Below are 23,991 nucleotides of genomic sequence, written 5' to 3'. Positions count from 1 at the left end.
TACTGACCTATTTGGAAAATGTAAGAAATAAAGCAAAGACATAAATCTTCCATGTCTATCGACAAGGGATTGCTTATAGAGCAATATCTGAAAACCGAGCGGATTCTCAGGGGATTCTTTGACCGTTATACTGTGCCTATTTGTGTAGGCTATTGTGTGAAAGATGAGGAGGAACGTGACTGCTGCATAGACCAGACCCCGCGCATCACCGAGATCAGAGTCAACGGCATTGCATCAGATATCTCTATCCTGAGGGCCACAAAATATCCCCTGACCAGTGGGAAAGGATGCGGATACCTGACCTCCACCGGTTGTGCCTTAAACAAATACAGGTCTCCAGTATGCAATACCTTTGTGTGTCAGGTATTGGTTGATCATCTAAACTTAATCGGTGCCGGGATGGGACAGCAATTGAGAGAGATTGAAAGGTTATCCGTGGCGATATTCAAGGGATTTCCCGATGCGGCGGACGAAAAAACTCAAGAACTTGAAGAAAAGGTTTCTGCCCTCTCGGCGGCCCTGGATGCCATTTTACCGTCAGGAGTTAATGCCTGGGAGTACGTTATGAAACCATCAGGGCAGAAATGACTAATTGAGCAACATTCAGCTTTCGTCTTGTTTTTTATCGGCTCTCTGCCAACATCACCTCTCTGACCCGCTCTAAATCCACGGGGGTATCCACCTCGATGGAATCGTGCGGGGTCAGAACTACTTTAATACGGTAGCCGTGTTCGAGGGCGCGGAGTTGTTCCAGCCTCTCCGACGCCTCCCAGACCCCCACGGGCAGGACGACAAAGCGCGTGAGGAAACTCTTGCGGTAGGCATAGAAACCGAGGTGTTTGTAGTAGTCAGGTGGTGCGCCTTCTCCGCGAAAAAAAGGGATGGTGGCCCTGGAAAAATAAAGGGCATAACCATCCCGGTCAAATACGGTCTTTACGTGATTGGGGTCGGTAAGCTCCTCCGGCCGCACGATCTTATAGATAAGAGTGGACATGGGGATGGCCTTATCGCCCAGGAGAGGCGCGGTGAGGTCTTTGATAATTTCAGGCGGGAACAAAGGCTGATCGCCCTGGATATTGACGACGATGTCCTCATCGGCCAGGGATAGCTTATCCGCGGCTTCAGCGATCCGGTCTGTGCCGGAGGGGTGGCTGGCAGCAGTCATGACCGCCTCGCCGCCAAACCCGAGCACAGCATCATAGATGCGTTCATCATCCGTAGCCGCGACCACCCTGGCCACTTCCTGCACCTGTTTGGCCCGCTCATAGACATGCTGGATCATGGTCTTTCCAAGGATGTCTGCCAGAGGCTTTCCAGGAAAGCGCGTCGATGGGTAGCGGGCCGGGATTATGGCCACGATCTTCACCCGAAAATCCCCCTGTATCCCCCTTTTCCTTCGCCCCGGCGAATCCGCCTGAGTGCGGAAAAGGGGGACTTAATGGATGTCCCCCCCTTTACTAAAGGGGGGGGAGGGGGGATTATTTTCATTGTCTTTTGTCCGCCGCTGGCGGATGCGCGTTTCATTGGACTTTAGCGGCCTTTTCAATGGCGCCTAGAATCTGGGCCAGGCGCTCTTTCGGCATCTTTACCGGGATGGGATAGACCAGACACCGTTCCACGATCCTTGCCGACTGGGGCAGGGCGTCGGGCCGGTATTTAAGGTCACGGCCGGCTTCTTTATGCTGGAACGGCCAGCCACTCGCCGCCAGCGTGGAACCAGCCAGGAGATGTTCCCATTTCGGGTAGTAATGCCACGTATTTTCGGCAAAATAGATGGCCCCGGCGCCATTTTCTTTGAGAACGGCATTAAAGGCCCGTGCCTTTTCTGCATCCGGCAGGAAAAAGGCCAGAAAAGTAGCCGTATCCCCGGTCTCATCGACGAGCCTGCGAAAGGTTATCCCTTTAATTTTCTTAAGGGCCTTCTTTATACGGGCCTTGTTTTTCCTCTGCCGGGCAATGATGCTGTCAAGCTTTGCCAATTGGGCCAGGCCGATGGCTCCCTGGAGTTCCATCATACGGTAGTTCAAACCGATAAAACTCCGCCCTTCCCCGCCCCTCCCGCCGGGATTGGGCACATGATCATGGCCGTGATCGTGGTATTCGCAGGCCTTTCGGTAGAGGCCGGCGTCATTGGTAATGACCATACCGCCTTCGCCGGTAGTGATGGTCTTAACCGGATCAAAGGAAAACGTGCCCATCTCGCCGAAAGCGCCTACATGTTTGCCGTTTATCCGGCCCCCGGCGGCTTGGGCGGTATCTTCTATCACCTTCAGGTTATGGCGGCGGGCGATAGCCACGATCTCTTCAATCCTGGCCTGCGCCCCTAACATGTGCACAGGGATAATGGCCCTGGTGCGCGGGGTTATTTTTTTCTCCACATCTGCCGGGTCCATATTCAGGGTTTCATCTATCTCTGCGAACACCGGTATAGCGCCGATGGCAAAGATGGCCTCCCAGGTGGCCACAAAGGTAAATCCCTGGGTTATGACCTCGTCGCCGGCGCCGATACCTATGGCGGCCAGGGCCACCTTCAGGGCCGCTGTCCCGGAGGAGACGGCTTGGGCATGGGCTACGCCACAGTAGCGGGCAAAGGCCTCTTCAAATTCTTTGACTTTATAGATGCCTTTGCGTTCATTAGGAAACTCATATCGAAAGAGGACGCCTGTTTTCAGGACGTCCATTATCTGTCTCCGTTCTTCTTTGCCAAAGACTTCATATCCAGGCATTGGTCAGTCTCCTTTCCTTATGGCCTTTAATCGAGCCCTTCATAGGCCATCTCATAAAGTGCGATCACTTCGTCCACGGTCACGGTGCGCGGATTATTGGCAATAGGCCTGGCCACGGTCATGGCGATCTCGGCCATCTTCGGTATATCTTTTTCAGGGATGTTAAGGTCTTTAAGAGACTCAGGAATGCCCACATCCGCGCACAGGAGGCGCACCGCCTCGCAGGCCATCTCGGCCGTCTCGCGCAGTGAGCCGTGTGATACATCTTCTCCCATGGCGTCGTTAATGGTAGCGAACTTTGGGAGGTCTCCGACCAGATTATAGACCATTACATAAGGTAACAGCACCGCGTTGGCCAGGCCGTGCGGTATCCGGTATAGCCCCCCCAGAGGATAGGCCATGGCATGGACCAACCCTACCCCGGCCGTGGCCAGGGCCAGTCCGCCATAGAGACTGCCGAGGAGCATATCGCTTCTGGCCTCCAGGTCATCACCCTGGCAGTAGGTCCGCCGCAGACTTCCACTGATAAGCCTTATTCCTTCCAGGGCCCAGAGGTTGGAGAAAGGTTGAGCGGCTCGCGAGACAAAGGCCTCGAGGGCGTGGGTAAAGGCATCAATGCCTGTATAGGCGGTCACTAAAGGAGGCACAGAGGCAGTCAACGCCGGGTCGAGAATAGCCAGTTCCGAATAAAGGAAATCAGAGTTTATCCCTCCCTTAGACCTGGTCTTTTCATTGATGAAGACCGCCGTAAACGTGACCTCGCTGCCAGTCCCGGCCGTAGTGGGCGCCATGATCTTGGGGACACCTGGTTTTTCCACCTTGTTAAGCCCGACATAATCGACCGCTTTCCCCTTGTTTGTCAGAAGAACAGCCGCTGCCTTGGCAATGTCCATAGCCGAGCCGCCGCCGGCCCCGATAACACAATCGCACCCGTTTTTGCGGGCTATCTCCGTAGCGCGGTCAGCCAGTTTCAGACCCGGTTCAGGATCAACCTCTTCAAACAGTGCATACGAAATGCCTGTCTTCTTGAGCGGTTCTTCCAGCTTGTTTAACAGACCGGCCTTGCGCAGGGACGGATCGGCAACTAAAAGAGGCTTAGTCCCCTTTAGTTTTTTGACAGCATCCGGCAGTTCGTCAATCACTCCGACCCCAAATCTTATAGATGTCGCAAGCTTAAAGGAAAAAGAGGCCATTATTACTCCTTTTATTGTAATTTCAATAAGTTATAAATAACAAAGCGCAATCAGTATAACAGAGTCACCTCCACTTTTCAAACAATTTAGCTGAGTGCTGACAGCTTTTCACATTTCCCTTGACTATCCGGTAAGAATCAGATATTAAAAAAAAACTTCCTAAATTATCCTAAAGTAATTTCTTTAAAGCTCGATAAGTATAAATAGAAGCTAAATGTAAGGTCGAACATGGAGGTACGAATGAGCTTTCCATGGCAGGAAAGCATAGCCAGGAGAAAAGATAAGTCCTCATTTATCCGCTTTATTGTAGTGATTCTTTCCGTTATTAGTCTCTGCCTGGTATTCCCTGCATCTGACAGCCTTGCTAAAACTAAGAGACCACTGATTGTTAAGGCTAAAGCCAAAAAGATAGTAGCTCATAAGAAGACTTCTAGCAAGAAATCAAAATCTCGCCATGCACGGAAAAGACTAAAAAGACATGTCGCCTCCAACGTCTCGGGCGCTAAGGCATCCAGCGTAGTTCAAAAAGAAAATTTTGTCCCCGATCGCAAGCCCCTTATGAAGGTTATCCCCCTGGAAAATGGGGATTATCTCCTTAAACCCCTCCAAGATACGCCGGGGCGTGTTGATGGTAGTAATGTTCAGAACAAGTCTCAGGAAGATACGGAGGGTAAGAACTCTATAGCAGACTCCCTGAGCTCTGGCGGCAGTTTAAAACCCTCCCCAAATCCCGTATCTTCCCGGGGTGACCCCATTTCTTTAAAGGCGGTCAGCCCCGAGCCAACAGGCCTCTCGCACACAGATAAGCCCAGAGAAGAAGGCTACTGCAAGCGTTTTGCCAACCTGTTGCTGACAACGGCAAAACAACTGTTAGGCGCTCCTTACAGGCTGGGTGGTGTGTCGGGGTTAAGTGGCATTGACTGCTCCGGATTTGTACAAAAGGTCTTTGCTAAATTCGGCGTGCACTTACCCCGCTCCAGCCGGGAACAAATAAAAGTAGGCATGCTGGTGACAAATAAATTTGACTGGTCAAAGCTCCGAATAGGCGATGTCCTGTTTTTTAGGCGGTCTCCATCGTCAGGGCAAATTGGGCATACTGGAATTTACATAGGTGAAGGCAAGATGATCCATGCCGCCCGGAGAGACAGGAGTGTGACCATTTCTTCCTTGGAAAAGCCTTACTATAAGAAGACCTTCGTAGCCGCGAAGCGATTTTTTATCTTCTCCCCGCTCCAGTCCAGTAACATTTAAAAGACCTATATCCGTCACACCTACGGCGCATCTCCGATATTATAAGTAAATGCCTATTGTGAGGCACCACCCGCGAACCATGAAAATCCCCCTAAATCCCCTTTTTCCCTTCGCCTCGGTCGAAGATGTCCGTCTGAGTGCGGAAAAGGGGGATTTAAAAATATTTGCTCAATTTGACCTATCGTTTATATTAATGTCACTATGGCTAACGAACTTGTTTTGTTGAAAGAGAGATTAAATGCGCGAGAACGACAACATCTCTCATCCTATGCTACATTCAGCGCTGAAGCAGTGCGCCGACAACCGGAAGAACGCTTACTCCATGGCCATAGACAGGAATTTTCAGTCGATGCCGATCGCATCCTGCACTCCCAGGCTTATACCCGCTATATTGACAAGACCCAGGTCTTCTCCCTTATCAAAAATGACCACATTACGCACCGCGTCCTTCACGTCCAATTGGTGTCAAAGATAGGCCGGACTATTGGCCGGTACCTGGGACTGAACGAGGACCTTATTGAGGCTATCGCCCTGGGCCATGACATCGGGCATCCTCCTTTTGGCCATGATGGAGAGACTTATCTCTCTGAAATATGTGTAAAGCACGGTATAGGTGCGTTCCAACACAACATCCAGAGCGTGCGATTCCTGGAAAAGATTGAACGTAAAGGCCGTGGATTGAACCTATCCTTACAGGTTCTGGACGGCATATTATGCCATGATGGTGAAGTGCACAGCGCCCGTCTTGCCCCGCATAAGAAAAAAACATTCTCTGCGTTAGAACAGGAGATGGAGAGTAAGAAAAAAACTCCCATGACGGAACTTATCCCCATGACCACGGAAGGATGTGTAGTGCGCATAGCAGACACCATCAGTTACATAGGACGGGACGTAGAAGATGCCATCCGCCTTAATCTTATCCGGCGTGAAGATATTCCTGAGCGCTGTAAAAAAAGATTGGGTGATACAAACGGCTCGATAGTCTATAACTTGGTAGAAGATATTCTACTGTCGAGTATGGGGAAAAATTTTGTTGCCTTCAGTCCGGAAGTGGCCAATACCCTGAAGGAACTGAAAGATTTCAATATCGAAAGGATATATCGAAATCCGGCGATAAAGACCCAGGCAGCAAAGATCAAACGCCTCTACGCTGATCTCTTTGCAAAATATCTAAAGGATCTCCTGGACAACAATCAAGAATCAGGCATCTTCAAAGACTTTCTAGATGGGATGAGTCCATCCTACCTGGAAGAAACAGAGCCGGCCGAAGTAGTGCGCGATTTTATCGCCGGGATGACAGATGAGTATTTTCTGGAGCAGGGGCAAATAGCCTTCATGCCTCACCCCTTGCCACGTAAATTTTGACAGAACCGGATAAGCAACCCTTCACCTTACGGCATCAAGGGAAAACAATTGACTAATGGGCGCTCTTTGGCTAAATTACCAGGTGTCATGACGTTCAACCCCACCTACAGCAACTTTTTATTTATAATGGCCGGGATAATAGTGGGTATAGCGGCCAGTTTTACCGGATTGGGCGGGGGTTTTATCATGGTTCCGCTCCTGATCTTCATCGGCTTTTCAGCCCAGGAGGCGGTGGGGACTTCTTTTGCGGCCATACTGGTTATTTCCCTCTCAGCGGTGTTTGCCCATAGTAAGTTTCAGCACGTGGATTTCAAAGTAGGAGCCCTGCTTGGCCTGGGTGGAATTTTAGGCGCCCAGGTTGGAGCAAGACTATTGCAAAACGTTTCTACAGGTACCTTTAAGAAGATATTTGCCGTCGTCCTGCTACTCCTGGCGGCAAAGATATTTTTTCAAAAATGAACGCCAAAATGAACCAAGGACTGCACATCGAAAATATTGAGGCCCGGGACCTGCCCGATGCCTGGTTCCAATGTGTCTATCACATCATAGAAAAGGGACACACCTATACCATCGAACGCGGCAGTTACGAAGGGCAAAAGCGGCTGGAGTTTGACTTTGTGGTCGTGCGCATAAAATATCCCGGCGTGCGGCCCCTTATTCCGGACATCCCGCCGTCCCTTGGCATCCCTAATCCTGTAGCGCCGGGCTATGTAGAGGAATATCTCCCTTACCTCATGACCTCGGCCCGCAGGCCGAACGAAGAATATACATACGGTCAATATCTGGAACCGCAGATCCAGGAAGTCATTCGCATGTATAGAGAAGACGGCCACGGCACCAATCAGGCCTATATGACCGTGGGCGACCCCTCTACCATATACCTCAATGACCCTCCCTGTTTGCGCGGTATTGATACGCGTATCCGCTACGGCAAACTCCATTTCATGGTCTATTTCCGCTCCTGGGACCTGTGGAACGGCTTTCCGGCTAATTTGGCGGCCATACAGATGCTTAAGGAGTATATGGCCCAGGAGATCGGCGTGGGAGACGGAGAGATCATCGCCAGCAGTAAGGGTCTCCATCTGTATGACTATGCCTGGGAACTGGCCAAATTGCGCACCATGAAAGTGGCCAAATCATAAAATCCGAAGCGCGTTCGACAGAGGTCGATCCGCCCACGGCGGAAAATTCGAAACAATACTCAAATCCTAAGTCTAAATATCCAAACAGGTGTTGGGCATAAAGTGCCGGCAAAGATCATAGTCATTGGCGGCGGGGCCTCGGGTCTTATGGCTGCAGGCAGGGCGGCGGCTTGTGGGGCCAGTGTAACCTTGCTGGAAAAAATGCCGCGGCTTGGCCTAAAACTGGGCATCACAGGCAAGGGACGCTGCAATGTTACCAATATCGGCGCTATCAACGACTATGTAGCCAACTTTACACCGGATGGCCGTTTTTTGATAAATGCCCTGAATCGCTTTTTCCATCACGATCTCACGGACTTTTTAGATGCCCGGGGGGTGCCGACGGTGGTGGAACGCGGACAACGCGTCTTTCCGGCCTCCAACCGCGCCCTTGATGTAGTTAGCGCCCTATTGCGATTCACCAAAGAACACGGTGTATCCATTATTAAAAACTGTGCGGTGAAACATATCCGGGTGGAACCCGCATCCACCTGCGGCGGGCAACGGGCAATGGAAATAATCCCCCCTTACCCCCCTTTAGTAAAGGGGGGGACAGCCATTAAGTCCCCCTTTGGAAAAGGGGGATATAGGGGGATTTTAAAGGGGGGATGGGGGGATTTTCGGATGGAGAATAACCAGGTAGTTGGATTAGACACGAGTTGCGGCTATCTCGCCGCCGACCGGGTCATACTGGCTACGGGCGGGGCCTCGTATCCCCAAACCGGTTCCACCGGGGATGGGTTTCGGATGGCTCAGGAGTTAGGGCACACCATAGCCCCCATCAGACCTTATCTCGTGCCCCTTTTGATAAAAGAACCTTATGTCAAAGAACTCCAGGGGCTGGCCCTCAAAAACGTCCGGGCCTCTGTCTATGCCCGTGAGAAAAAGATCGACGAAGAATTCGGAGAGATGCTTTTTACCCACTTCGGCATCTCGGGCCCGATCATTCTGAGCCTGAGCCGGGCGGTAGTGGACCACCTGGAAAAGGGCCGGATAGAAATCTCCCTCTGCCTGAAACCGGCCCTGGACACCCAGACCCTGGATGCCAGATTGATAAGGGAATTCCAGAGTCAGGGAAAGAGGCAGTTTAAGAATATCCTGTTAGCGCTGCTTCCTCAGCGGCTGGCGGCTATTGTCCCCAATCTGCTTGCTATTCCGGGAGAGAAAAAAGGCGCAGAGATTACCATAGAAGAGCGGCGCAAGCTGGCAGGTTTTCTGCACGATTGGCGGCTTACCGTAACCGGCGCCCGGCCTTTGGCCGAGGCTATTGTGACCGCGGGCGGGGTATTGACGAGGGAGATCAACCCCGTTACCATGGAATCTAAGAAAATTCAGGGGCTTTACTTTTGCGGTGAGATTATAGACCTCCAGGCCAGGACCGGTGGTTATAACCTACAGATGGCCTTCACCTCCGGCTGGGTAGCGGGAGAATCGGCTGCAAGAAAATGATGCCAAGTATAGAAGCGACAAAAATAGACTTACGTGATATGACCTTGCCCGAATTAGAGGACTGGGTTTTATCTGCCGGTCTGGAGCGTTTTCGAGCCGGGCAGATCTTCCGCTGGCTATGGCGCGGTGATGTAGCGTCCTTTGACCAGATGACCAACCTCGGGAAGGAACTGCGGGAAAAACTATCAGAGCTTTCTTACATCAGCCACCTTCATCCCAAAGAGATTGAGAGATCGCAAGACGGCACACAAAAATTCCTTTTTGCGCTTTCCGATGGAAACTATATTGAGAGTGTTCTCATCCCGGAAAAGGGGCATTACACGTTGTGCCTGTCATCCCAGGCAGGCTGCGCCATGGGATGCCGGTTTTGTCTTACCGGAAAGGGTGGGTTCAAACGTAACTTAAAGGCCCCGGAGATTGTAAATCAGGTCTTAGCGATCCAAAGGACACTTCTCCCCGGGGAGAAGCCGTCCACGTCCGCCCCCGGCGGGCTGACCAATCTGGTCTTTATGGGCATGGGCGAACCCTTAGCCAACTATGAAAATGTTCTGAAGAGCCTGCGGATACTGCTGGCAGATGAGGGCTGCGGCTTTTCCAGCCGCAGGGTGACGGTATCTACCTGTGGTCTTGTCCCACAAATGGAGAAACTGGGCAGGGATATTACGGTTAACCTGGCCATTTCCCTCCACGCCCCGGATAATGATACCCGCAGCTTCCTCATGCCCATAAACCGGACTTATCCCCTGGAGGTATTGATTGAGGCCTGCCGGCGTTTTCCCCTGCCGCAGCGGCGTATGATAACCTTTGAGTATCTTCTTATATACGGGGTAAATGATGCGCCGGAGCAGGCACAGGCTTTGGCCAAGTTACTCAAAAACGTCCGGGCCAAGATCAATCTTATCCCGTTTAATGCCTACCCGGGTTCAGAGTTCAAGCCCCCGCCACCGGAAAGAGTTCTGGCCTTCCAGCAAATATTGGTAAAAAACCATTATACGACGATGATCCGCCGGAGCAAGGGCGCCGATATATCGGCGGCTTGCGGGCAACTGCACGCCCATGTTGTATATGAAAGCGGGGGGTTAAGAAGCACAGGGCAATAGCCAGTGTGGTGTAACAGTAATGCCTTCGTATAAATTGTGTCATTCCTGCGAAAGCCGTCCACATCCTCCGCCTCAGGCGGAGACGAGGACGCCGACCCTAGCGGGCAGGAATACAGAACTATGGCTACTGGATTCCCGTTTGCACGGGAATGACGAAAGAGAATAAATTAGAATTCAAAATTAATGGGTATTCGTAACAGTAACGTCACATCGTTGGCATCGGAGGTCAGCCCAATCCCGGCGGTCATATCTACAGAGAATCGTTTAGAGATAGCATAGGTGCCGCCCAGGTTAAAAGAAATGGCATTAAGATCACTATCTGCTATTTCTGAACCGCCTTGTACAGTCTTGCCGGTAATGCGCTGGTTAAGGGTAAAGTTCATGGAAAACTTCTCGTTCAGGGCGACGACGGTGCCGATGTTATATTCAAAGCTGTCCCCGGGATCAACCTCGCCATAAAATGTGCCATTCTCTGTTCCGATGTCTCTGGAGTCATTATAAAAGTACGTCAGGTTCAGGAATACAATAGCGGGGTCGGTAGTCTTAACAAAGATCAGACCTCCGGAATAACCCCAGTGCCCGGTGCCTGTCGGAAACTCTTTGTAGCGTAACTGGCCGCCGACTGTCTCAGTTTGCAGCCCGTAGGGATCACGTCCTGTGTCCGATTTGACGCCCAGGCTAAGGATGATATCCGGAACAGCGCCGTTCTCATTGACCAGCCTATAATAAAACCCCCCCTCGACGTCTCCAAGGCCGCTGTCATCAGCGGAATAGACAGTCGCCCCTGCTTCGGCCGGGTTTGTCTCCTTATCTTTCCGGTACATCCACGGCACCTTGACGTTTAATTCCATGTCCTTGAAACCTAACCGGGCCGTTATGGAAGGTATATAGATATCTCTTTCGATCTCCTTCAGGTCGATCCGGCCGATCAGAATGGCATTGAATATGCTAAAGCCGCTTATGGAAACAAGCTGCTTGCTGGAGTTATGGGCATATTGAAATGCCGGTTCCAGCACAAATCGCCCCGTGGGAAGGAGCGCCCCGCCTTTTTCTACGGAGACGCCGGGGACGGGCTTTCGTTCCTCTTGCTGGGCCAGGGCATAAAGGGGAGATATAGATGAACAGACCAAGATAACAAACAAAAAGGCAAGGGTTTTGTGTAGCACGGTATGGGTATCCTTTCTTAAAACATCTTTTACCCTACCTTTAGGCTAGCATAAGTCGTTTATTAATATAAAGTAAATTCTCGCACGGATACGGAGATGGCATTAACCTGGTGGTTGAGACACCCGGAAGACTGGTTGATGGAGATAATACCCTTAGCCCCTTGCAGGGCAAAGGTGCTCAGGCTATCTGTGCGCGAGACGCCTGCGTCCATGACTTTATTATTGGCATTGAGCATACCGAGGTCGGCATCGGAAAGAGAAACGGCCGAACTGGCGCCGACGGTAAGGTTTACCAGTGTGGTCTGGTTATTAAGGCTGCCGGCGGATTGATTGACGGTTATTATGCCCGTGGCCCCGTAAAAGGCATTGCCGTGGATCTCATTAGTTATCTCGGAAGTGTCGGCGCTTAGTTCATTTCCAGAGCTCTGGTTCTGCAAGGCCGTCGTGGCTTGGAGTAGGGTATCTGAAGCCTCGGTGGCATAGGTGACATTCACGGCGCTCCCTTGATTGTTCAACGTTCCGGGGGCCTGATTAATGCCGATAATACCGCTTGAGCCGCTTAATGAATCGGCCCAGATATCGGCAGATTTTTCTATCCCTGTGCTCTCGATTATCTGGTTATTATTACTCGTTCCCGTAGCCGTGCCGGAACTGGCCGCCGAGTGGTCAACCTCAGCCGTTTGACTGACACCAACGACAATATCCGTGGCGATAGTCGTCTCTTCCGTAACGGTGGTGGCGGTGGTATCAGTTATAGTATCCGATATATCCGCGCTGGCTGGTAACCATGAAAATAGTAAAATTATACAAGCAAAAACCGTTACTCTTAATACTGTCCTGAAGTCTTTTGTGCTCATGTCAGAGTTCTCCGATAGGCACCCACTATCAATTCACAACCAGCCCGGGCAATATGGACGACAACTGGTCGATCTTGGACGGATCGCTCAGGTTTATCACCGTAAGCTGGAGGTTCATAACCGTGGTTACTATGTTGTTGCTGCCGGGCACCTGGCAGATCTGAATAACCCCCTGGGTCTGGTTTATGTCGCCCACAAAGGCGCTCATCTTGACGACCTTATCTCCAGTGCTCAAGGTCGTGCTGGTCGGAGAAGAAAAAGGCATGGTGGTGGAGCTGCTTGTAGAGGATGCCTCGACAGTGACATCTCCACTATTATAAGTTGTATCATTGACTACCACATCAATATTCCCCAGATCGCTGTGATAGGTTGCAGAGCTTTGCGCCGTGCCTGTGCTTCCCCATCCGCTCGTATTGTTCCAGTATCCGGAGAAGTCAAAAGCGAAATAGAAACCGGCATAGCCACCCCGCACTTCTCCCAGTTCCTCTTCGGGCACAGCCTCGGCCTCCACTCCCAACAGATCACTTGGTGGACCGGCCGTTAGCGCGTGAGGGAATAGGAGGTTAAGGACTATACTCCACACCACTATCGCCAATTGCAACCTATGTATTTTCATCGTCATAACAAGCTGTCCCGATAAATGGTCTTAAAAATGGCGCTCTGCTGGGAAGGATCCATGATGAATCGTCCGGCGCTGTCCAGGCTTTTCATTCGGAGAATACAGTCCACCGGCATAGCCTCCCGGTCTTCGCACCCCAGCCCGGTGGCATCAGCCAGCTTTGGGCCGTCAAAAGCGAAGACAATGCCGTTCCATGCCTTTAAAAAATCCGCGAGATTCATAATGCGGTTCCCCCAAGCCGGATCAGCCAGGAAGACGTTCTCCCCGCGTACGCCCTTCAGGACTACAAAATGCGAATACCCCCGGACATCGATGAGGACAATCGTCGGTTTGTTTATGTTTGGGAGCAGGTCGGCCTTGACCTTGAAACCGCCGGCCCGGTAACCTATATTCTCCGCATACCTTTTCAAATCCAAAAGTGAAAAACCCTTTTTCTTTACCACCTCAAGGTCTGCGACCTCCAGCAGACCCTGCATGGCATCCGTTTCCGAAGTCTCCTTGCCAAACTGGTAGGATAAAATGGTGGCCATGGCCGCTGCGCCACAACTATAATCCTTACTTTGCGGGACTATCTTGATGAACTTTTTTTCTCGCAGACTGATAACTTTCTTATAGATGGCCGGTCCGCGGTACATCATCCGAACTACCACAGTGCCTGCCCAGGCAGATGAGTGCAAGGCGCATAATAGAATAAAAATAAGACCTGTAAGGGCTGATATTTTATTACTTCTTCTCATCGCCTGTTTAAGGACTCTCAAAGATTAAAAATTTTATCCAGCTTGTCATTGCGAGGAGTTCACCTCTGGGGAACGACGAAGCAATCTCGCTGGAGATTGCTTCACTTCGTTCGCAATGACATAATTACCGATAACTTACTTAGGAGGCGAGGGAAGGGGACAACCCCCCCTTCCCTCGCCTCCAGTTTCACGTTTCACAAACGATAAGACATCTTAGAACGGGCTAGAAACTGCACAGACGGCCACGACATTGGCCTGGTTGTTCATACAGCCCGAAGACTGGTTGACGCCCACGATGCCGTCGGCCCCGGAGAGGGCATTATTGGCCAGGGTGTCTGCTAATGTCACTGCGACTTCCATGCTACAATTGCCGCTGTTGACCATCCCCAGGTCCGCCTCAGACAGGGCGGCCATAGACATGGACCCCACAGCCATGCTGGCGGCATTGTCCTGGTTGTTCATACTGCCTGCAGACTGGTTTACTCCCAGGATCCCAGCCACACCCTTAAGAGAATCATCTATCGTGTTCTGCCGAGTAATTTCATTGACAGTTACGCTATTTCCGCTCCCGTTTTCCCCCACTATGCCGTTTTTCTTCTCGGCAGCCGATTCGGCGTGGAGAAAAGCGTTGCCGTCAGCGGCCATAGAGACAGAGGTGGCATTCCCCTGATTGTTCAGACTGCCCGGAGACTGGTTGATCCCTACTACCCCGGCAGAATCATTGCCAACGCCCGTATTAATTACGGCGCCTTTTGTTATTGGTACTGCGGCCTTACCCGGATGGTTGGGATCAAGCTGCCACGTTTCGTTGATCTCGTTGTAGATATATACAGGTGGTTCAGCCGGAATGGGTGATTCATTAACTTGATTCATCGTATTTACATCATTTTTTACTGCTGAAGCCTCAGCAGAATGCGTCGGGGTAGCAGTCTGTTTCACCCCGATGTAATGGGCCTTTTCGATGTCGACTGTCTCGGTCACCACTTTGTCTTTTGACACGGTAACCGTCCCCGTTACCCCCACATCCGCCAGGGCCGGCAGGCTCAGGGCCAGAACAAAGGCCATGGCGACCAATACTATTAACGATTTCTTCATACTCTCCTCCTTGCGATTTTTTGGTTTTCTGCCATTCACTAAATTCAGATGTTATCAATTTTCCTACTTTTTCCCGCTTCCTACATCCCCCCCTTCTTTGCTGAACTAATCGATATGGATACAGTCGCACCTCCCGTAGCGCCCATATCCCGAGGGGCAACGGTGGCGTTTGCGTTATCGCCTTTTGCCCGCCATTCATCCCAGAGGATGATCCGGGAGACTTCACCCTGCTGCAGGGCGGGTCTAAAGCCGCGGCCGGCTATACGACGCAACTCGGCGTCCTCAAGGCAGACAATTTTTTCGCCCAACAAGGACGCTGCATCGCCGCTTTCCTGGGCCAAAGCCGCAAACGCTGAAAGCGAAGCAAGAAAGATTAGACCTGCTACCACTTTCTTCACCGTGGCGCCCTCCTTACCTCCCTATATCGCAAAGAGGATGCCAACTTCTTAATTCATTGATTTTACGTATATTTGTATCATAGCCGGTCGTTCTTCACCCCCTCTAAAGTGTTCTAATGTTTATACGCTTTCCCCCGTGATGATATAAATGAAACTATATCAATTGGTTACGGGTTCTAAGTTTTGAACATAGATTCAATTATTATTGATTAGCTGGTAACATCAAAAAGTTTATGAGCTATTGACTCATAAAGGAGGATGGAAACAAGTCAGGCGAGACGCCCAACCTACTTTTAGAGGGCAATTATTTACCAGTAGGACAGGCGTCTCGCCTGTAAGGGGTTTTTCAGATGAAAAATATTTTTTTCTCTGCGTTCTTTGCGTCTCTGCGGTGAATATAGTCTTTTAGGCCCGCTGAATACCGTGTTTTTTCAGCAGGTAGTACATTTCGGAACGGCTGATTTTAAGGGTCTTGGCTGTTTGGCTGATTTTACCTTCATGCCTTCCCAGGGTCTCTTTTATTAAGTTATGCTCAAAAAGCTTACTGGCTTCCTTAAGCCCTGTCCCTTGATCCTGGCCAATCGCAAGTTCCAGATTATCCGGGGTTATCCAACGTTGTTCCGCCATTACGGCAGCCCGTCTTATACGGTTGACAAGCTCCCGGACATTACCCGGCCAGTGGTGAGTCTTAAGGGCAGTCAATGCCTCACGGGTAAAACCACCTATGTTTTTGCCTGCCGTTTGGGCATACTTACGCAGGAATATTTCCGCCATAATAACGATGTCCTCTCCCCGTTCGCACAAGGCCGGCATGTGAATCGTGACGACGTTTAATCTATAAAAGAGATCTTCCCGGAAACGACCTTCGGCGATATCCTTTTCAAGGTCGCGATTGGTAGCGGCGATGATACGTAAATCGACTTGGATGCTCTCCCGGCCGCCCACTCTCTCGATCCGGTAATCCTCCAGAAACCGTAAAAGTTTTACCTGGAGGGGTGGGGGTAGCTCTCCCACTTCATCTAAGAAAAGGGTGCCACCCGCAGCATACTCAATGCGGCCCCGCACCTGCCTCTTAGCCCCGGTAAACGCCCCTTTTTCATGGCCAAATAATTCCGACTCCAGGAGGTCTTTAGGGATAGCCCCACAATTTATGGGAATAAACGGGCCGCTTTGCCTAAGGCTCCTTTCATGAATAGCCCTGGCCGTCATCTCTTTGCCCGTGCCTGTTTCGCCAATAATCAGGACAGGTACGTCTGCTGTGGCCACCTTACGAATCAAATGAAATACAGTCCTCATCTTATCACAGGTCCCGACCATCTCTTCGTCGCTATTGCCAGATATCTCAGTATTACGCCCCAAAAGGTATCTTCTTATGGTTCTGGCGATGGCGTGGACTTCTGGATCGGAAAGCTTCCCGATGAAATCTATAAGGCCCTTCCTGGTGATAGCCGTATCACGTTTTTCAAAATAGTCCGGGTCATCAAAGGATAGTAAATAGGTGCAGTGAGGACAATGGGAAGACTGTTTATCCCCGACAGGCATACCACAGTATGGACAATTATTTAATGATGTGAGCCGGGCACAAACAAAGGACCATATAGAGGAAACAACCTCGTGATTCATACCAAAAAATTCGGCAGCAAATCCACCATGATCCGTTCTCTTTACCTTAGCCATGACATTAGGCGGCTCGGGTAAGAACGGCATCGTCAGGGCAAGTTCAATAAAAGAGTGTTTTGGGGGGCAATTATGGGCGTTAATAAAGATACCTTTCAAACTGAGGTTGGTAATGGACCCGGATACGGCTTGATTCTGACAACTGAAGACGACCTTACTTTCAAATGGTATCCGTGGCTCTGTTCGCACCGTTATCCCTCCCTTCCCTGGTTACCTATTGTTGAACCGTAGATATATCTTAATTCTGTGGGCCGGGTGCTAACATGTCAATTATAATTTTATTATCCCAATCATGACGGTCTCATAAGAAGTCAATTTCTCACGCAAAGGCGCAAAGACCGCTAAGGAAAAAAGAAGATCTGGAAATCAAGAAATCAGTGAGGCTCTTGCAAAAGTCGTCACACCGGTGAAAACCGGTGTCCATGAGTGTCTTAATCTGGTCGGGGTCACTGGATTCCGGCTTTCGCCGGAATGACGACAATCCGATCATAAGAATTTTGCAAGAGACTCCAGTAATAAAAGATCTTTTCATGAGTTCATGAGTTCCAAATTTTATTCTTTTTGCGTCCTTGGCGGCTTTGCGTGATATTTTGGACTTTTTACGAGTTCATCAACCATACCTGCCCAACGTAAATTTATCAGGAGATCAGATAGAATTATCCATCGCCATTCCGGCAAGACATCAGACCCTGATCTTAATCTACAGCTACAGGAAATATTGCGGTTTGAGCGGGGACTTAAAGTAGGAATAAGAATAATCGGGTGAAAGCGCACCTGTGCGTGTGTGAGTGAATGGCAACTCATTATTTTTGCAACAGTTGTGCCACCATTTCGATTTAAAGTCTCATATTTGATAACTAGTGGAAATTACGACTGATTAATTTATGCGTAAATATGTACCATGTGGCTGAAGCAGGCATGTGTGAAAAAAGTTTCCATTATTAAGGTGATACGGATAAGTTAATAATATCCCAAACAGGTTATAAATATAGTTGCCATGTAATCTGTTAATACAATATATAGTTCTAGACAATAAAAAATCCCATATAGTTTCCATCCGGAAACTCCCATATTCCCTCTCCCTCTGACGGGGGAGGGTCAGGGTGGGGGTGAAAAAAATGTGCAATTTCAAGTTGTTCTCCCTCCCGTTAATCCCCTCCCGCCAAGGGAGGGAAAGTTTCCGGCTGGGAATTAATTAGTTTCTGGACGAAGACTGGAAAATAGAGAAAAATATTTCACACATCCAGATGTGGAAATATTTTTCACCACGCTGTTCCCATAACATCAGCCATTATAACTAAAACCTATCAAAAATAGATAATAGATTGGCATTTTCTATTTGACTGCGCGACCGTTTTTGTAGATATTCATCAAATGTTAAGAATACAGAAGACAGGAGTCAGGAGTAACGGAGAGTATTTGTGCAACAAACCATTGACTGTCGGGGGCTGGCCTGTCCTCAGCCTGTTCTCCGCACCAAGCAAGCCTTGGAAGAGATATCCACAGGCTCAATAATAGTTATAGTTGATAACGAAGCCGCCAAAGGAAATGTTACCCGCTTTGCGGAAAGCCAGGGATGTAAGGTCTCTGTTAAAAAAAGGGAGGGGGTTTTCTATCTCGCCATCGGAGAAAAGGAAGAGAGCAAAGCGACCGGTATAATGCCTCCTGAAGGTCTTACCTGTCAGCCGGGACAACAGAAGATGCCCTCAAAAAAGGAAACCGTCTTTGTCTTTAAATCGGATCAAATGGGCACCGGAGATGCAGCCCTGGGCAAGATACTCGTTCAGGCCCTGCTCAAGACCTTGTCCAGCCTGGATGAAAAACCAAACAAGCTGATCTTTTACAACCGCGGGGTGTATCTGACCACAGACGCTTCAGAGGTCCTCCCGGCACTAAAAGACCTGGCGGCAAACGGTATGGAAATTCTGGTCTGTGGCACCTGCCTGGATTATTATCACCTGAAGGAAAAATTAGCGGTCGGCACTATTTCCAACATGTTTTCCATCCTGGAAACCATGGCCAAGGCCGATAAAGTCATTTTCCCATAAACCATGATGCCTATTTACTGTGATCAGGCCGCTACGTCTTTCCCCAAACCGAAAGCAGTAGTCGAGGCCATCTCGTCATTCCTTACCAATACCTCGGGAAGTCCAGGACGTTCGGCACACAAATATGCTATAGAGGCAGGTAGGGCAGTCTTTGAGGCCCGCGAGAGAGTAGCGGATTTCTTCAATTGTCCTTCTTCCGAACAGGTCATCTTTACGGCCAATGTCACGGAATCCCTGAACCTCGTCCTTTTGGGGCTCCTCCAACCCGGCGACCACGTAGTTACCACCTCTATGGAACATAACTCGGTTATGCGCCCCCTGCAATATCTCAAGGAGTCCCGCGATGTAGATTTTACTGTAGTTTCCTGTGACAATCAGGGACAGATTGACCCGGAGAATATCCGAAAGGCCCTGCGGCCGGAGACAAGACTCGTTGCGGTCAACCATGCCTCTAACGTGACGGGAACCATACTTCCGATTGAAGCAGTGGGTGAAATCAAGGGGGACGCCTTTTTTCTTGTAGATACGGCGCAGAGCGCCGGGGTAATACCCATTGATATGCAGGAGGCCGGGATCGATTTTCTGGCCTTTACCGGCCATAAATCACTTCTGGGTCCCACGGGCATCGGCGGACTCTGCCTGTCAAAAGATATTCGCCTGAATCCCCTTAAGAGGGGTGGAACCGGAAGCCGTTCTGAGTCGTGGGCGCATCCTGATTTTCTTCCAGACCGTTATGAAAGCGGCACGCCCAATACCATGGGCATCGTCGGATTGGATGCCGGAATAAGATTCATCCGGGAGCAAGGTATTGAACGCATCCGGGCCCACGAATTGCAACTTATCCGGCAGATGATGGAGGGGCTAAGCGGTATCAAGGGCGTAAAAATTTATGGCCCCCGGGCTGCCGACAAAAAGACGGGCATTGTCTCTCTGAATATTGAGGATAAAAGTCCCTCTGGGGTGTGTCTTATTCTCGACAGGAAATATGGTATAATGACCCGCGGCGGGTTACAGTGCGCTCCTGTAGCCCACAAGACCATCGGTACGTTCCCGAACGGCACTGTCCGTCTTTCCCTCGGTTATTTCAATACCAGGGAAGAGGCTGACCAGGCCATAAGGGCGATATATGAGATCAGTAAGATGTAAAGTAGCTATCAGCTTTAGAGTTGGTTATGAAATCAGCGGACTGTAAAATTATCTTTATCTTTGACTCCATCCACTATGTCCTCAAGGCGGAGAAGGCGCTCAAAAAAGAAGATATCCCCTGTGAACTCATACCCGTCCCGCGCGAAATCAGTTCAGACTGCGGCATGGCCCTGGCTATAGATGAAAGCGCCGGCGGTGTCGCCAGGGAGAGGCTGGCAGAATACCATCTGGAATTTTCTATCTTCCGAAAAGCGGGAAAAGGCTATTTCAAGGCCCCCGCATAACATCAATAACAACAAAATTCTTGCCAATTAAGAACAACTACGCTACCTTTGCTTGAAGTCATGGCTCATAGCTATGGCGCTGGTTAATGACCGATGACCAGTGACAACCATGAGTTGGAAAGCGAAGCACATGGAATCAGAAGAAATATTATTTACCTGTCAGATGTGTAATGACTGCTGTTATGGCGAGAATACTATATGCCTGACTCCGGCTGATATTCGCCGTATCGCCTCCGGCCTGGGTCTTACTGAAAGCGAATTTCTGGAAAGATATTGCGTCTCCAAAGGCTCATACGTCCAGATGAACGTAGTGAATAACCACTGCATATTCTGGAATGGCAAATGTTCCATACATGCGTTTAAGCCCGGTCGTTGCCGTGAATGGCCTTTTGTCCCCAGCCTCCTTGATCAGGCCAGCTTTCTGATAATTCAACAAAATTGTCCCGGGTTTAATAAGGACATCACTTTTGAGGACGCCCTGCCCTATGTTAAGACAATCCTTGGCGGAGAACCGGCGGCAAAGGAATGAAACCGGCGGTAGAAATCCAGGATGAAGGGAGACCAGCTTCATGGACAAAAAAATACTCGTGGCCACTGATGGTTCCATACATTCGGAAAGATCTATAGCCTATATCGGGCATCTCTTCGGTAAGGATTCCAATATCCGGACAACTCTTTTTTACGTTCTTCCCCCACTGCCGCCTGTTCTCACTGAGAAAGGAGAAGGGTACGGCGACTGGCAGGTGTTAAGCCAGAAGGCCCAGCAACTGATGGATATTCACAGACGCAAGGCCCGGAGCGTCATAGATAAAGGAAGGGCCATTCTTATGAAGGCGGGTCTTGGCGAAGAAGTCATTAATACTCAAATCGTGGAGAAAAAAATAGGATTGGCCAGGGATATTATCTTTGAGGCCGAAAAAGGAAATTATGACGCCGTGGTCGTTGGACGCCGCGGTCTATCCAAGTTGGAATCGGCTATCATGGGGAGTATATCTACAAAGATTGTACAAGCGCTGCAAACACGGCCTGTCTGGGTGATAGACGGAAAGATAACCTCCAATAAGATCCTGATGCCGATGGACGCCTCAGATGCATCCCTGAAAGCCGTCGATCACCTGGGTTTTATGATTGCCGGCCTGCCCGGCATAGAAGTCACGTTTTATCACGTCCTGCCCGGACTTGGTCTTTTCACCGCTGAAGAAGAGATCGATCTTTCGGATATTGAAGATCTGTGGATGGAAAAGGAGGCCGAAGACATATACGCAATCTTTGAACAGGCGAAAAAGATACTGCAGGACGCGGGCCTTCCGGGAAAACAAGTCAAATATAAAATCAAAAAGGGGCCAACCAACGTAGCCAGAGAGATTCTGCGTGAAGCGCAGCGGCGGGATTTTGGTACGATTGTTATGGCCAGGAGAGGGGTATCTAAGACCCGGGAATTTTTTATGGGCAGCGTTTCCAGTAAGATTCTGGCCTCCGCTGAGAACCTTGCCGTCTGGATAGTATAGTGAAGATCAAATGCCCGGTCTGTCATAAATCAACTTCGTGGGAAGGAAATCCCTTCCGTCCCTTTTGTTCCGAGCGCTGCAAACTGATCGATCTCGGTAAATGGATTGACGAAGGTTATCGTATCCCGGGTGAACCGGAGACTGCAACGGCTGATACGGAGAAGGAAGATGGGGATTAGCTATTCACGCAAAGGCGCAAAGAACGCAAAAAAAAGTAAGTTTTAAAAAATAAATAAATGGTAACATTTTAGCTACTTGAAAACATTGGATCACCTCAGCTTTCAACAGCCTGAAATAGTACAGATTCTTAAATTTGGAACTCAGGAACTCATGAAGAAAAATGCTGTTCTATGCCTGAGTTCTTGATTTCCATATTCATTCATATAAGTGGTAACACCTTAGGCTTTACAACACATCGCATTTACGACAGGCTTTCAAAAATCTAAATTGTTACAAAAAAAGCTTTTCCTTTGCGGCGAGAATTTATGAGGAGGTTGTGTGTGACACCACTCGATTATGATGTGGTTATCCTGGGAACAGGCCCGGCCGGGCTGCAAGCTGCTATCCATGCGGCGAGGCGTAAAGTCTCTGTGTTAGTCATGGGAAGGTTGGACAAGAGTAGCCTTTTTGCTGCTGCCCATATTGAAAACTATTGTTCGGTTTTAAAATCCAGCGGCGCTGAGTTGCTTGAGACGGGGAAAAAGCAGGCGGAGGCCTTCGGTGCCCATCTCCTGGGAGAAGACGCCCTGGAGTTGGAAAAGGCCGATCGGTCCTTTGTTGTCAAAAGTGAAAGCGGCAAAGAAATACAGGCCCAGGCCCTTATTCTGGCCACGGGCGCGGCTCGCAAGAAATTGGGACTCAAGGGGGAGAAAGAATTGTTGGGGCGGGGAATAAGCTACTGCGTCGATTGTGACGCCAACTTCTTCCGCAATCAGGTGGTGGCCGTTATCGGGAACGGTTCGGCTGCGGCCACCGGCGCCCTTACCCTCCTCAAGTATGCGTCAAAGGTCTATCTCATCTGTAAACAGCTCTCTGTCGTCCCGTCTCTGGAACGCCAGATCAGGGAAAGCGCTATTGAACGCCTGGAAGGGAATTGGATTAAGGAACTTAAGGGAGAAGATGAGCTTAAAGAAGTTGTGCTAACAGACACCCGCACCCTCCCTTTAAACGGCCTTTTTGTCGAACTAGGAGCCAAAGGAATTTCGGAGCTGACGCTTAATCTCGATATAGCGCTCGATCCCGAATCCTATCAATTCATAATAACGGATAAAAGGCAGGCGACAAACGTGCCGGGCATATTTGCGGCCGGGGACATCTGCGGGCTACCTTTCCAGATGGCCAAAGCAGTGGGCGAAGGTTGTGTGGCCGGCATAAGCGCCGCAACCTATGTAAAAGGACAGGGAAGGGAAGGCGCTGAAGGTCAGGAGCCCGGGCATGATTATTAAGCAGATGATAGTTGGCCACATGGCGGTATGTTGTTACATAGTCGGCTGTCCTCAGACTAAAAAAGCGTTTTTCATCGATCCGGCCGGGAATGAAGATGAAGTTGTACAGGCCGCAAAAGACCTTGGGCTTGAAATCCAATATGTGGTCAATACGCATGGCCACCCTGACCATACCTGCGGGAACGGGCGGATAAAGGAATTAACCGGGGCACAGATAGTCATGCACGAGCTGGATGACGATCTCTTTTCCGAACCCAAGACTCAGATGTTTTACCGCCAGATGGGGTTTGATCCGGCCCCGCCTGCGGACATCCGTATCAAAGATGGAGATACAATAACCGTGGGTAATACTGTACTTGAAGCCATCCACACACCCGGGCATACTCCTGGGGCTGTCTGTCTTTACGGCGAAGGGAATCTCTTTACAGGAGATACCCTGTTTGTGGGAGCGGTAGGGCGAACCGACCTCCCCGGCGGCTCATTTGAAACTCTGCTCCAATCCATAAAAGAGCGGATTTTGGTGTTGCCGGACGAAACCATCATCTGGCCGGGACATAATTATGGAGACTCACCTGTCTCGACCCTGGGAGAGGAAAGAGAGACAAACGCTTACCTTACGGACTTTATTAAGTAATTTCCATCCGAAAACCCCAAAATTCCGGATGGAGCAATCAGCACTCAGCTTAACATGCTATTTCTCTTATTCTTTTGCTGACGGCTGACAGCTGATCGCTGAAAGCTTGAAT

At 49.9% G+C, this 23,991-nt stretch carries 25 protein-coding genes; 15 read left to right on the top strand and 10 right to left on the bottom strand.

Features of this window, described 5'->3' with window-relative positions; genetic code table 11:
- Positions 1-51: 51 nt before the first annotated feature.
- Positions 52-588, top strand: coding sequence for a hypothetical protein (locus PHT49_02440; GenBank protein MDD5450740.1), 537 nt, complete (start codon positions 52-54; stop codon positions 586-588).
- A gap of 34 nt (positions 589-622) precedes the next feature.
- Here the strand turns inward: PHT49_02440 and kdsB are convergent, their stop codons facing one another.
- The 3 genes from kdsB to PHT49_02425 form a co-directional block, all read right to left on the bottom strand.
- Complete coding sequence (gene kdsB / locus PHT49_02435) at positions 623-1,366, bottom strand: 3-deoxy-manno-octulosonate cytidylyltransferase (GenBank protein ID MDD5450739.1); 744 nt, start codon at positions 1,364-1,366, stop codon at positions 623-625.
- Positions 1,367-1,520: 154 nt separating this feature from the next.
- On the bottom strand, positions 1,521-2,726 hold the full coding sequence (locus PHT49_02430) for a DegT/DnrJ/EryC1/StrS family aminotransferase (protein ID MDD5450738.1): 1,206 nt from the start codon (positions 2,724-2,726) through the stop codon (positions 1,521-1,523).
- A gap of 26 nt (positions 2,727-2,752) precedes the next feature.
- Positions 2,753-3,919 carry an iron-containing alcohol dehydrogenase gene (locus PHT49_02425; GenBank protein ID MDD5450737.1) on the bottom strand — a complete coding sequence of 389 codons (1,167 nt, stop codon included), beginning with the start codon at positions 3,917-3,919 and terminating at the stop codon, positions 2,753-2,755.
- 240 nt (positions 3,920-4,159) lie between these two features.
- Between PHT49_02425 and PHT49_02420 the strand changes: the two genes are divergently transcribed.
- From PHT49_02420 to rlmN, 6 genes are all read left to right on the top strand, one after another.
- Positions 4,160-5,170, top strand: coding sequence for a C40 family peptidase (locus tag PHT49_02420; protein MDD5450736.1), 1,011 nt, complete (start codon positions 4,160-4,162; stop codon positions 5,168-5,170).
- Between the two features lie 201 nt (positions 5,171-5,371).
- Entirely contained in the window at positions 5,372-6,535 is a 1,164-nt protein-coding gene (locus PHT49_02415) for an HD domain-containing protein (GenBank protein MDD5450735.1), read from the top strand.
- 66 nt (positions 6,536-6,601) lie between these two features.
- Positions 6,602-6,994 (top strand): sulfite exporter TauE/SafE family protein, encoded by a 393-nt coding sequence (locus tag PHT49_02410; protein ID MDD5450734.1) that lies wholly within the window; start codon positions 6,602-6,604, stop codon positions 6,992-6,994.
- A gap of 8 nt (positions 6,995-7,002) precedes the next feature.
- Positions 7,003-7,677, top strand: a complete 675-nt coding sequence (locus PHT49_02405; GenBank protein MDD5450733.1) for a thymidylate synthase — start codon at positions 7,003-7,005, stop codon at positions 7,675-7,677.
- Between the two features lie 102 nt (positions 7,678-7,779).
- Positions 7,780-9,165, top strand: a complete 1,386-nt coding sequence (locus PHT49_02400) for an NAD(P)/FAD-dependent oxidoreductase (protein MDD5450732.1) — start codon at positions 7,780-7,782, stop codon at positions 9,163-9,165.
- Complete coding sequence (gene rlmN / locus PHT49_02395) at positions 9,165-10,265, top strand: 23S rRNA (adenine(2503)-C(2))-methyltransferase RlmN (protein MDD5450731.1); 1,101 nt, start codon at positions 9,165-9,167, stop codon at positions 10,263-10,265. Before PHT49_02400 ends, rlmN begins: the two co-directional genes overlap by 1 nt.
- Before the next feature lie 167 nt (positions 10,266-10,432).
- Here the strand turns inward: rlmN and PHT49_02390 are convergent, their stop codons facing one another.
- The 7 genes from PHT49_02390 to PHT49_02360 form a co-directional block, all read right to left on the bottom strand.
- Positions 10,433-11,431, bottom strand: a complete 999-nt coding sequence (locus tag PHT49_02390) for a transporter (GenBank protein ID MDD5450730.1) — start codon at positions 11,429-11,431, stop codon at positions 10,433-10,435.
- 62 nt (positions 11,432-11,493) lie between these two features.
- Positions 11,494-12,288, bottom strand: a complete 795-nt coding sequence (locus PHT49_02385) for a hypothetical protein (protein ID MDD5450729.1) — start codon at positions 12,286-12,288, stop codon at positions 11,494-11,496.
- Between the two features lie 28 nt (positions 12,289-12,316).
- Entirely contained in the window at positions 12,317-12,904 is a 588-nt protein-coding gene (locus tag PHT49_02380; GenBank protein ID MDD5450728.1) for a hypothetical protein, read from the bottom strand.
- Between the two features lie 2 nt (positions 12,905-12,906).
- Positions 12,907-13,557, bottom strand: coding sequence for a C39 family peptidase (locus tag PHT49_02375; protein ID MDD5450727.1), 651 nt, complete (start codon positions 13,555-13,557; stop codon positions 12,907-12,909).
- Positions 13,558-13,857: 300 nt separating this feature from the next.
- Complete coding sequence (locus PHT49_02370; GenBank protein MDD5450726.1) at positions 13,858-14,739, bottom strand: hypothetical protein; 882 nt, start codon at positions 14,737-14,739, stop codon at positions 13,858-13,860.
- Between the two features lie 80 nt (positions 14,740-14,819).
- A complete protein-coding gene (locus tag PHT49_02365; protein ID MDD5450725.1) occupies positions 14,820-15,137 on the bottom strand; it encodes a hypothetical protein in 318 nt (105 codons plus the stop codon).
- Positions 15,138-15,542: 405 nt separating this feature from the next.
- Positions 15,543-17,003, bottom strand: coding sequence for a sigma 54-interacting transcriptional regulator (locus PHT49_02360; protein MDD5450724.1), 1,461 nt, complete (start codon positions 17,001-17,003; stop codon positions 15,543-15,545).
- A 1,232-nt stretch (positions 17,004-18,235) separates the two neighbouring features.
- On the opposite strand from PHT49_02360, the gene yedF reads away from it, so the two are divergent.
- The 8 genes from yedF (at position 18,236) to PHT49_02320 (ending at position 23,879) form a co-directional block, all read left to right on the top strand.
- Complete coding sequence (gene yedF, locus PHT49_02355) at positions 18,236-18,862, top strand: sulfurtransferase-like selenium metabolism protein YedF (GenBank protein MDD5450723.1); 627 nt, start codon at positions 18,236-18,238, stop codon at positions 18,860-18,862.
- 6 nt (positions 18,863-18,868) lie between these two features.
- Positions 18,869-20,008: an aminotransferase class V-fold PLP-dependent enzyme gene (locus PHT49_02350; protein MDD5450722.1), complete on the top strand. Its 1,140-nt coding sequence runs from the start codon at positions 18,869-18,871 to the stop codon at positions 20,006-20,008.
- Between the two features lie 26 nt (positions 20,009-20,034).
- The gene (locus PHT49_02345) at positions 20,035-20,292 is read left to right on the top strand and encodes a DUF3343 domain-containing protein (protein ID MDD5450721.1); all 258 of its coding nucleotides are present in this window, start codon (positions 20,035-20,037) and stop codon (positions 20,290-20,292) included.
- Positions 20,293-20,422: 130 nt separating this feature from the next.
- On the top strand, positions 20,423-20,821 hold the full coding sequence (locus tag PHT49_02340; protein MDD5450720.1) for a YkgJ family cysteine cluster protein: 399 nt from the start codon (positions 20,423-20,425) through the stop codon (positions 20,819-20,821).
- 40 nt (positions 20,822-20,861) lie between these two features.
- Complete coding sequence (locus PHT49_02335) at positions 20,862-21,800, top strand: universal stress protein (protein MDD5450719.1); 939 nt, start codon at positions 20,862-20,864, stop codon at positions 21,798-21,800.
- Positions 21,800-21,979, top strand: coding sequence for a DNA gyrase inhibitor YacG (locus PHT49_02330; GenBank protein MDD5450718.1), 180 nt, complete (start codon positions 21,800-21,802; stop codon positions 21,977-21,979). Before PHT49_02335 ends, PHT49_02330 begins: the two co-directional genes overlap by 1 nt.
- A gap of 321 nt (positions 21,980-22,300) precedes the next feature.
- The gene (locus tag PHT49_02325; GenBank protein MDD5450717.1) at positions 22,301-23,245 is read left to right on the top strand and encodes an FAD-dependent oxidoreductase; all 945 of its coding nucleotides are present in this window, start codon (positions 22,301-22,303) and stop codon (positions 23,243-23,245) included.
- Entirely contained in the window at positions 23,235-23,879 is a 645-nt protein-coding gene (locus tag PHT49_02320) for an MBL fold metallo-hydrolase (protein MDD5450716.1), read from the top strand. The genes PHT49_02325 and PHT49_02320 overlap by 11 nt, the downstream gene beginning before the upstream one ends.
- The last annotated feature ends 112 nt before the right edge of the window (positions 23,880-23,991 follow it).

This window comes from Desulfovibrionales bacterium (assembly GCA_028715605.1).
In the GTDB taxonomy this organism is placed as follows: domain Bacteria; phylum Desulfobacterota; class QYQD01; order QYQD01; family QYQD01; genus QYQD01.
This window is presented reverse-complemented; position numbering and strand designations above follow the sequence as displayed.

What these genes read in the sequence shown, in the direction of transcription:
- PHT49_02440 (MDD5450740.1), top strand. Translation starts at nt 52, where the DNA reads ATGTCTATCGACAAGGGATTGCTTATAGAGCAATATCTGAAAACCGAG.
- PHT49_02430 (MDD5450738.1), bottom strand. Translation starts at nt 2,726, where the DNA reads ATGCCTGGATATGAAGTCTTTGGCAAAGAAGAACGGAGACAGATAATG.
- PHT49_02425 (MDD5450737.1), bottom strand. Translation starts at nt 3,919, where the DNA reads ATGGCCTCTTTTTCCTTTAAGCTTGCGACATCTATAAGATTTGGGGTC.
- PHT49_02420 (MDD5450736.1), top strand. Translation starts at nt 4,160, where the DNA reads ATGAGCTTTCCATGGCAGGAAAGCATAGCCAGGAGAAAAGATAAGTCC.
- PHT49_02415 (MDD5450735.1), top strand. Translation starts at nt 5,372, where the DNA reads ATGGCTAACGAACTTGTTTTGTTGAAAGAGAGATTAAATGCGCGAGAA.
- PHT49_02405 (MDD5450733.1), top strand. Translation starts at nt 7,003, where the DNA reads ATGAACCAAGGACTGCACATCGAAAATATTGAGGCCCGGGACCTGCCC.
- rlmN (MDD5450731.1), top strand. Translation starts at nt 9,165, where the DNA reads ATGCCAAGTATAGAAGCGACAAAAATAGACTTACGTGATATGACCTTG.
- PHT49_02385 (MDD5450729.1), bottom strand. Translation starts at nt 12,288, where the DNA reads ATGAGCACAAAAGACTTCAGGACAGTATTAAGAGTAACGGTTTTTGCT.
- PHT49_02380 (MDD5450728.1), bottom strand. Translation starts at nt 12,904, where the DNA reads ATGAAAATACATAGGTTGCAATTGGCGATAGTGGTGTGGAGTATAGTC.
- PHT49_02370 (MDD5450726.1), bottom strand. Translation starts at nt 14,739, where the DNA reads ATGAAGAAATCGTTAATAGTATTGGTCGCCATGGCCTTTGTTCTGGCC.
- PHT49_02350 (MDD5450722.1), top strand. Translation starts at nt 18,869, where the DNA reads ATGCCTATTTACTGTGATCAGGCCGCTACGTCTTTCCCCAAACCGAAA.
- PHT49_02345 (MDD5450721.1), top strand. Translation starts at nt 20,035, where the DNA reads ATGAAATCAGCGGACTGTAAAATTATCTTTATCTTTGACTCCATCCAC.
- PHT49_02340 (MDD5450720.1), top strand. Translation starts at nt 20,423, where the DNA reads ATGGAATCAGAAGAAATATTATTTACCTGTCAGATGTGTAATGACTGC.
- PHT49_02335 (MDD5450719.1), top strand. Translation starts at nt 20,862, where the DNA reads ATGGACAAAAAAATACTCGTGGCCACTGATGGTTCCATACATTCGGAA.
- PHT49_02320 (MDD5450716.1), top strand. Translation starts at nt 23,235, where the DNA reads ATGATTATTAAGCAGATGATAGTTGGCCACATGGCGGTATGTTGTTAC.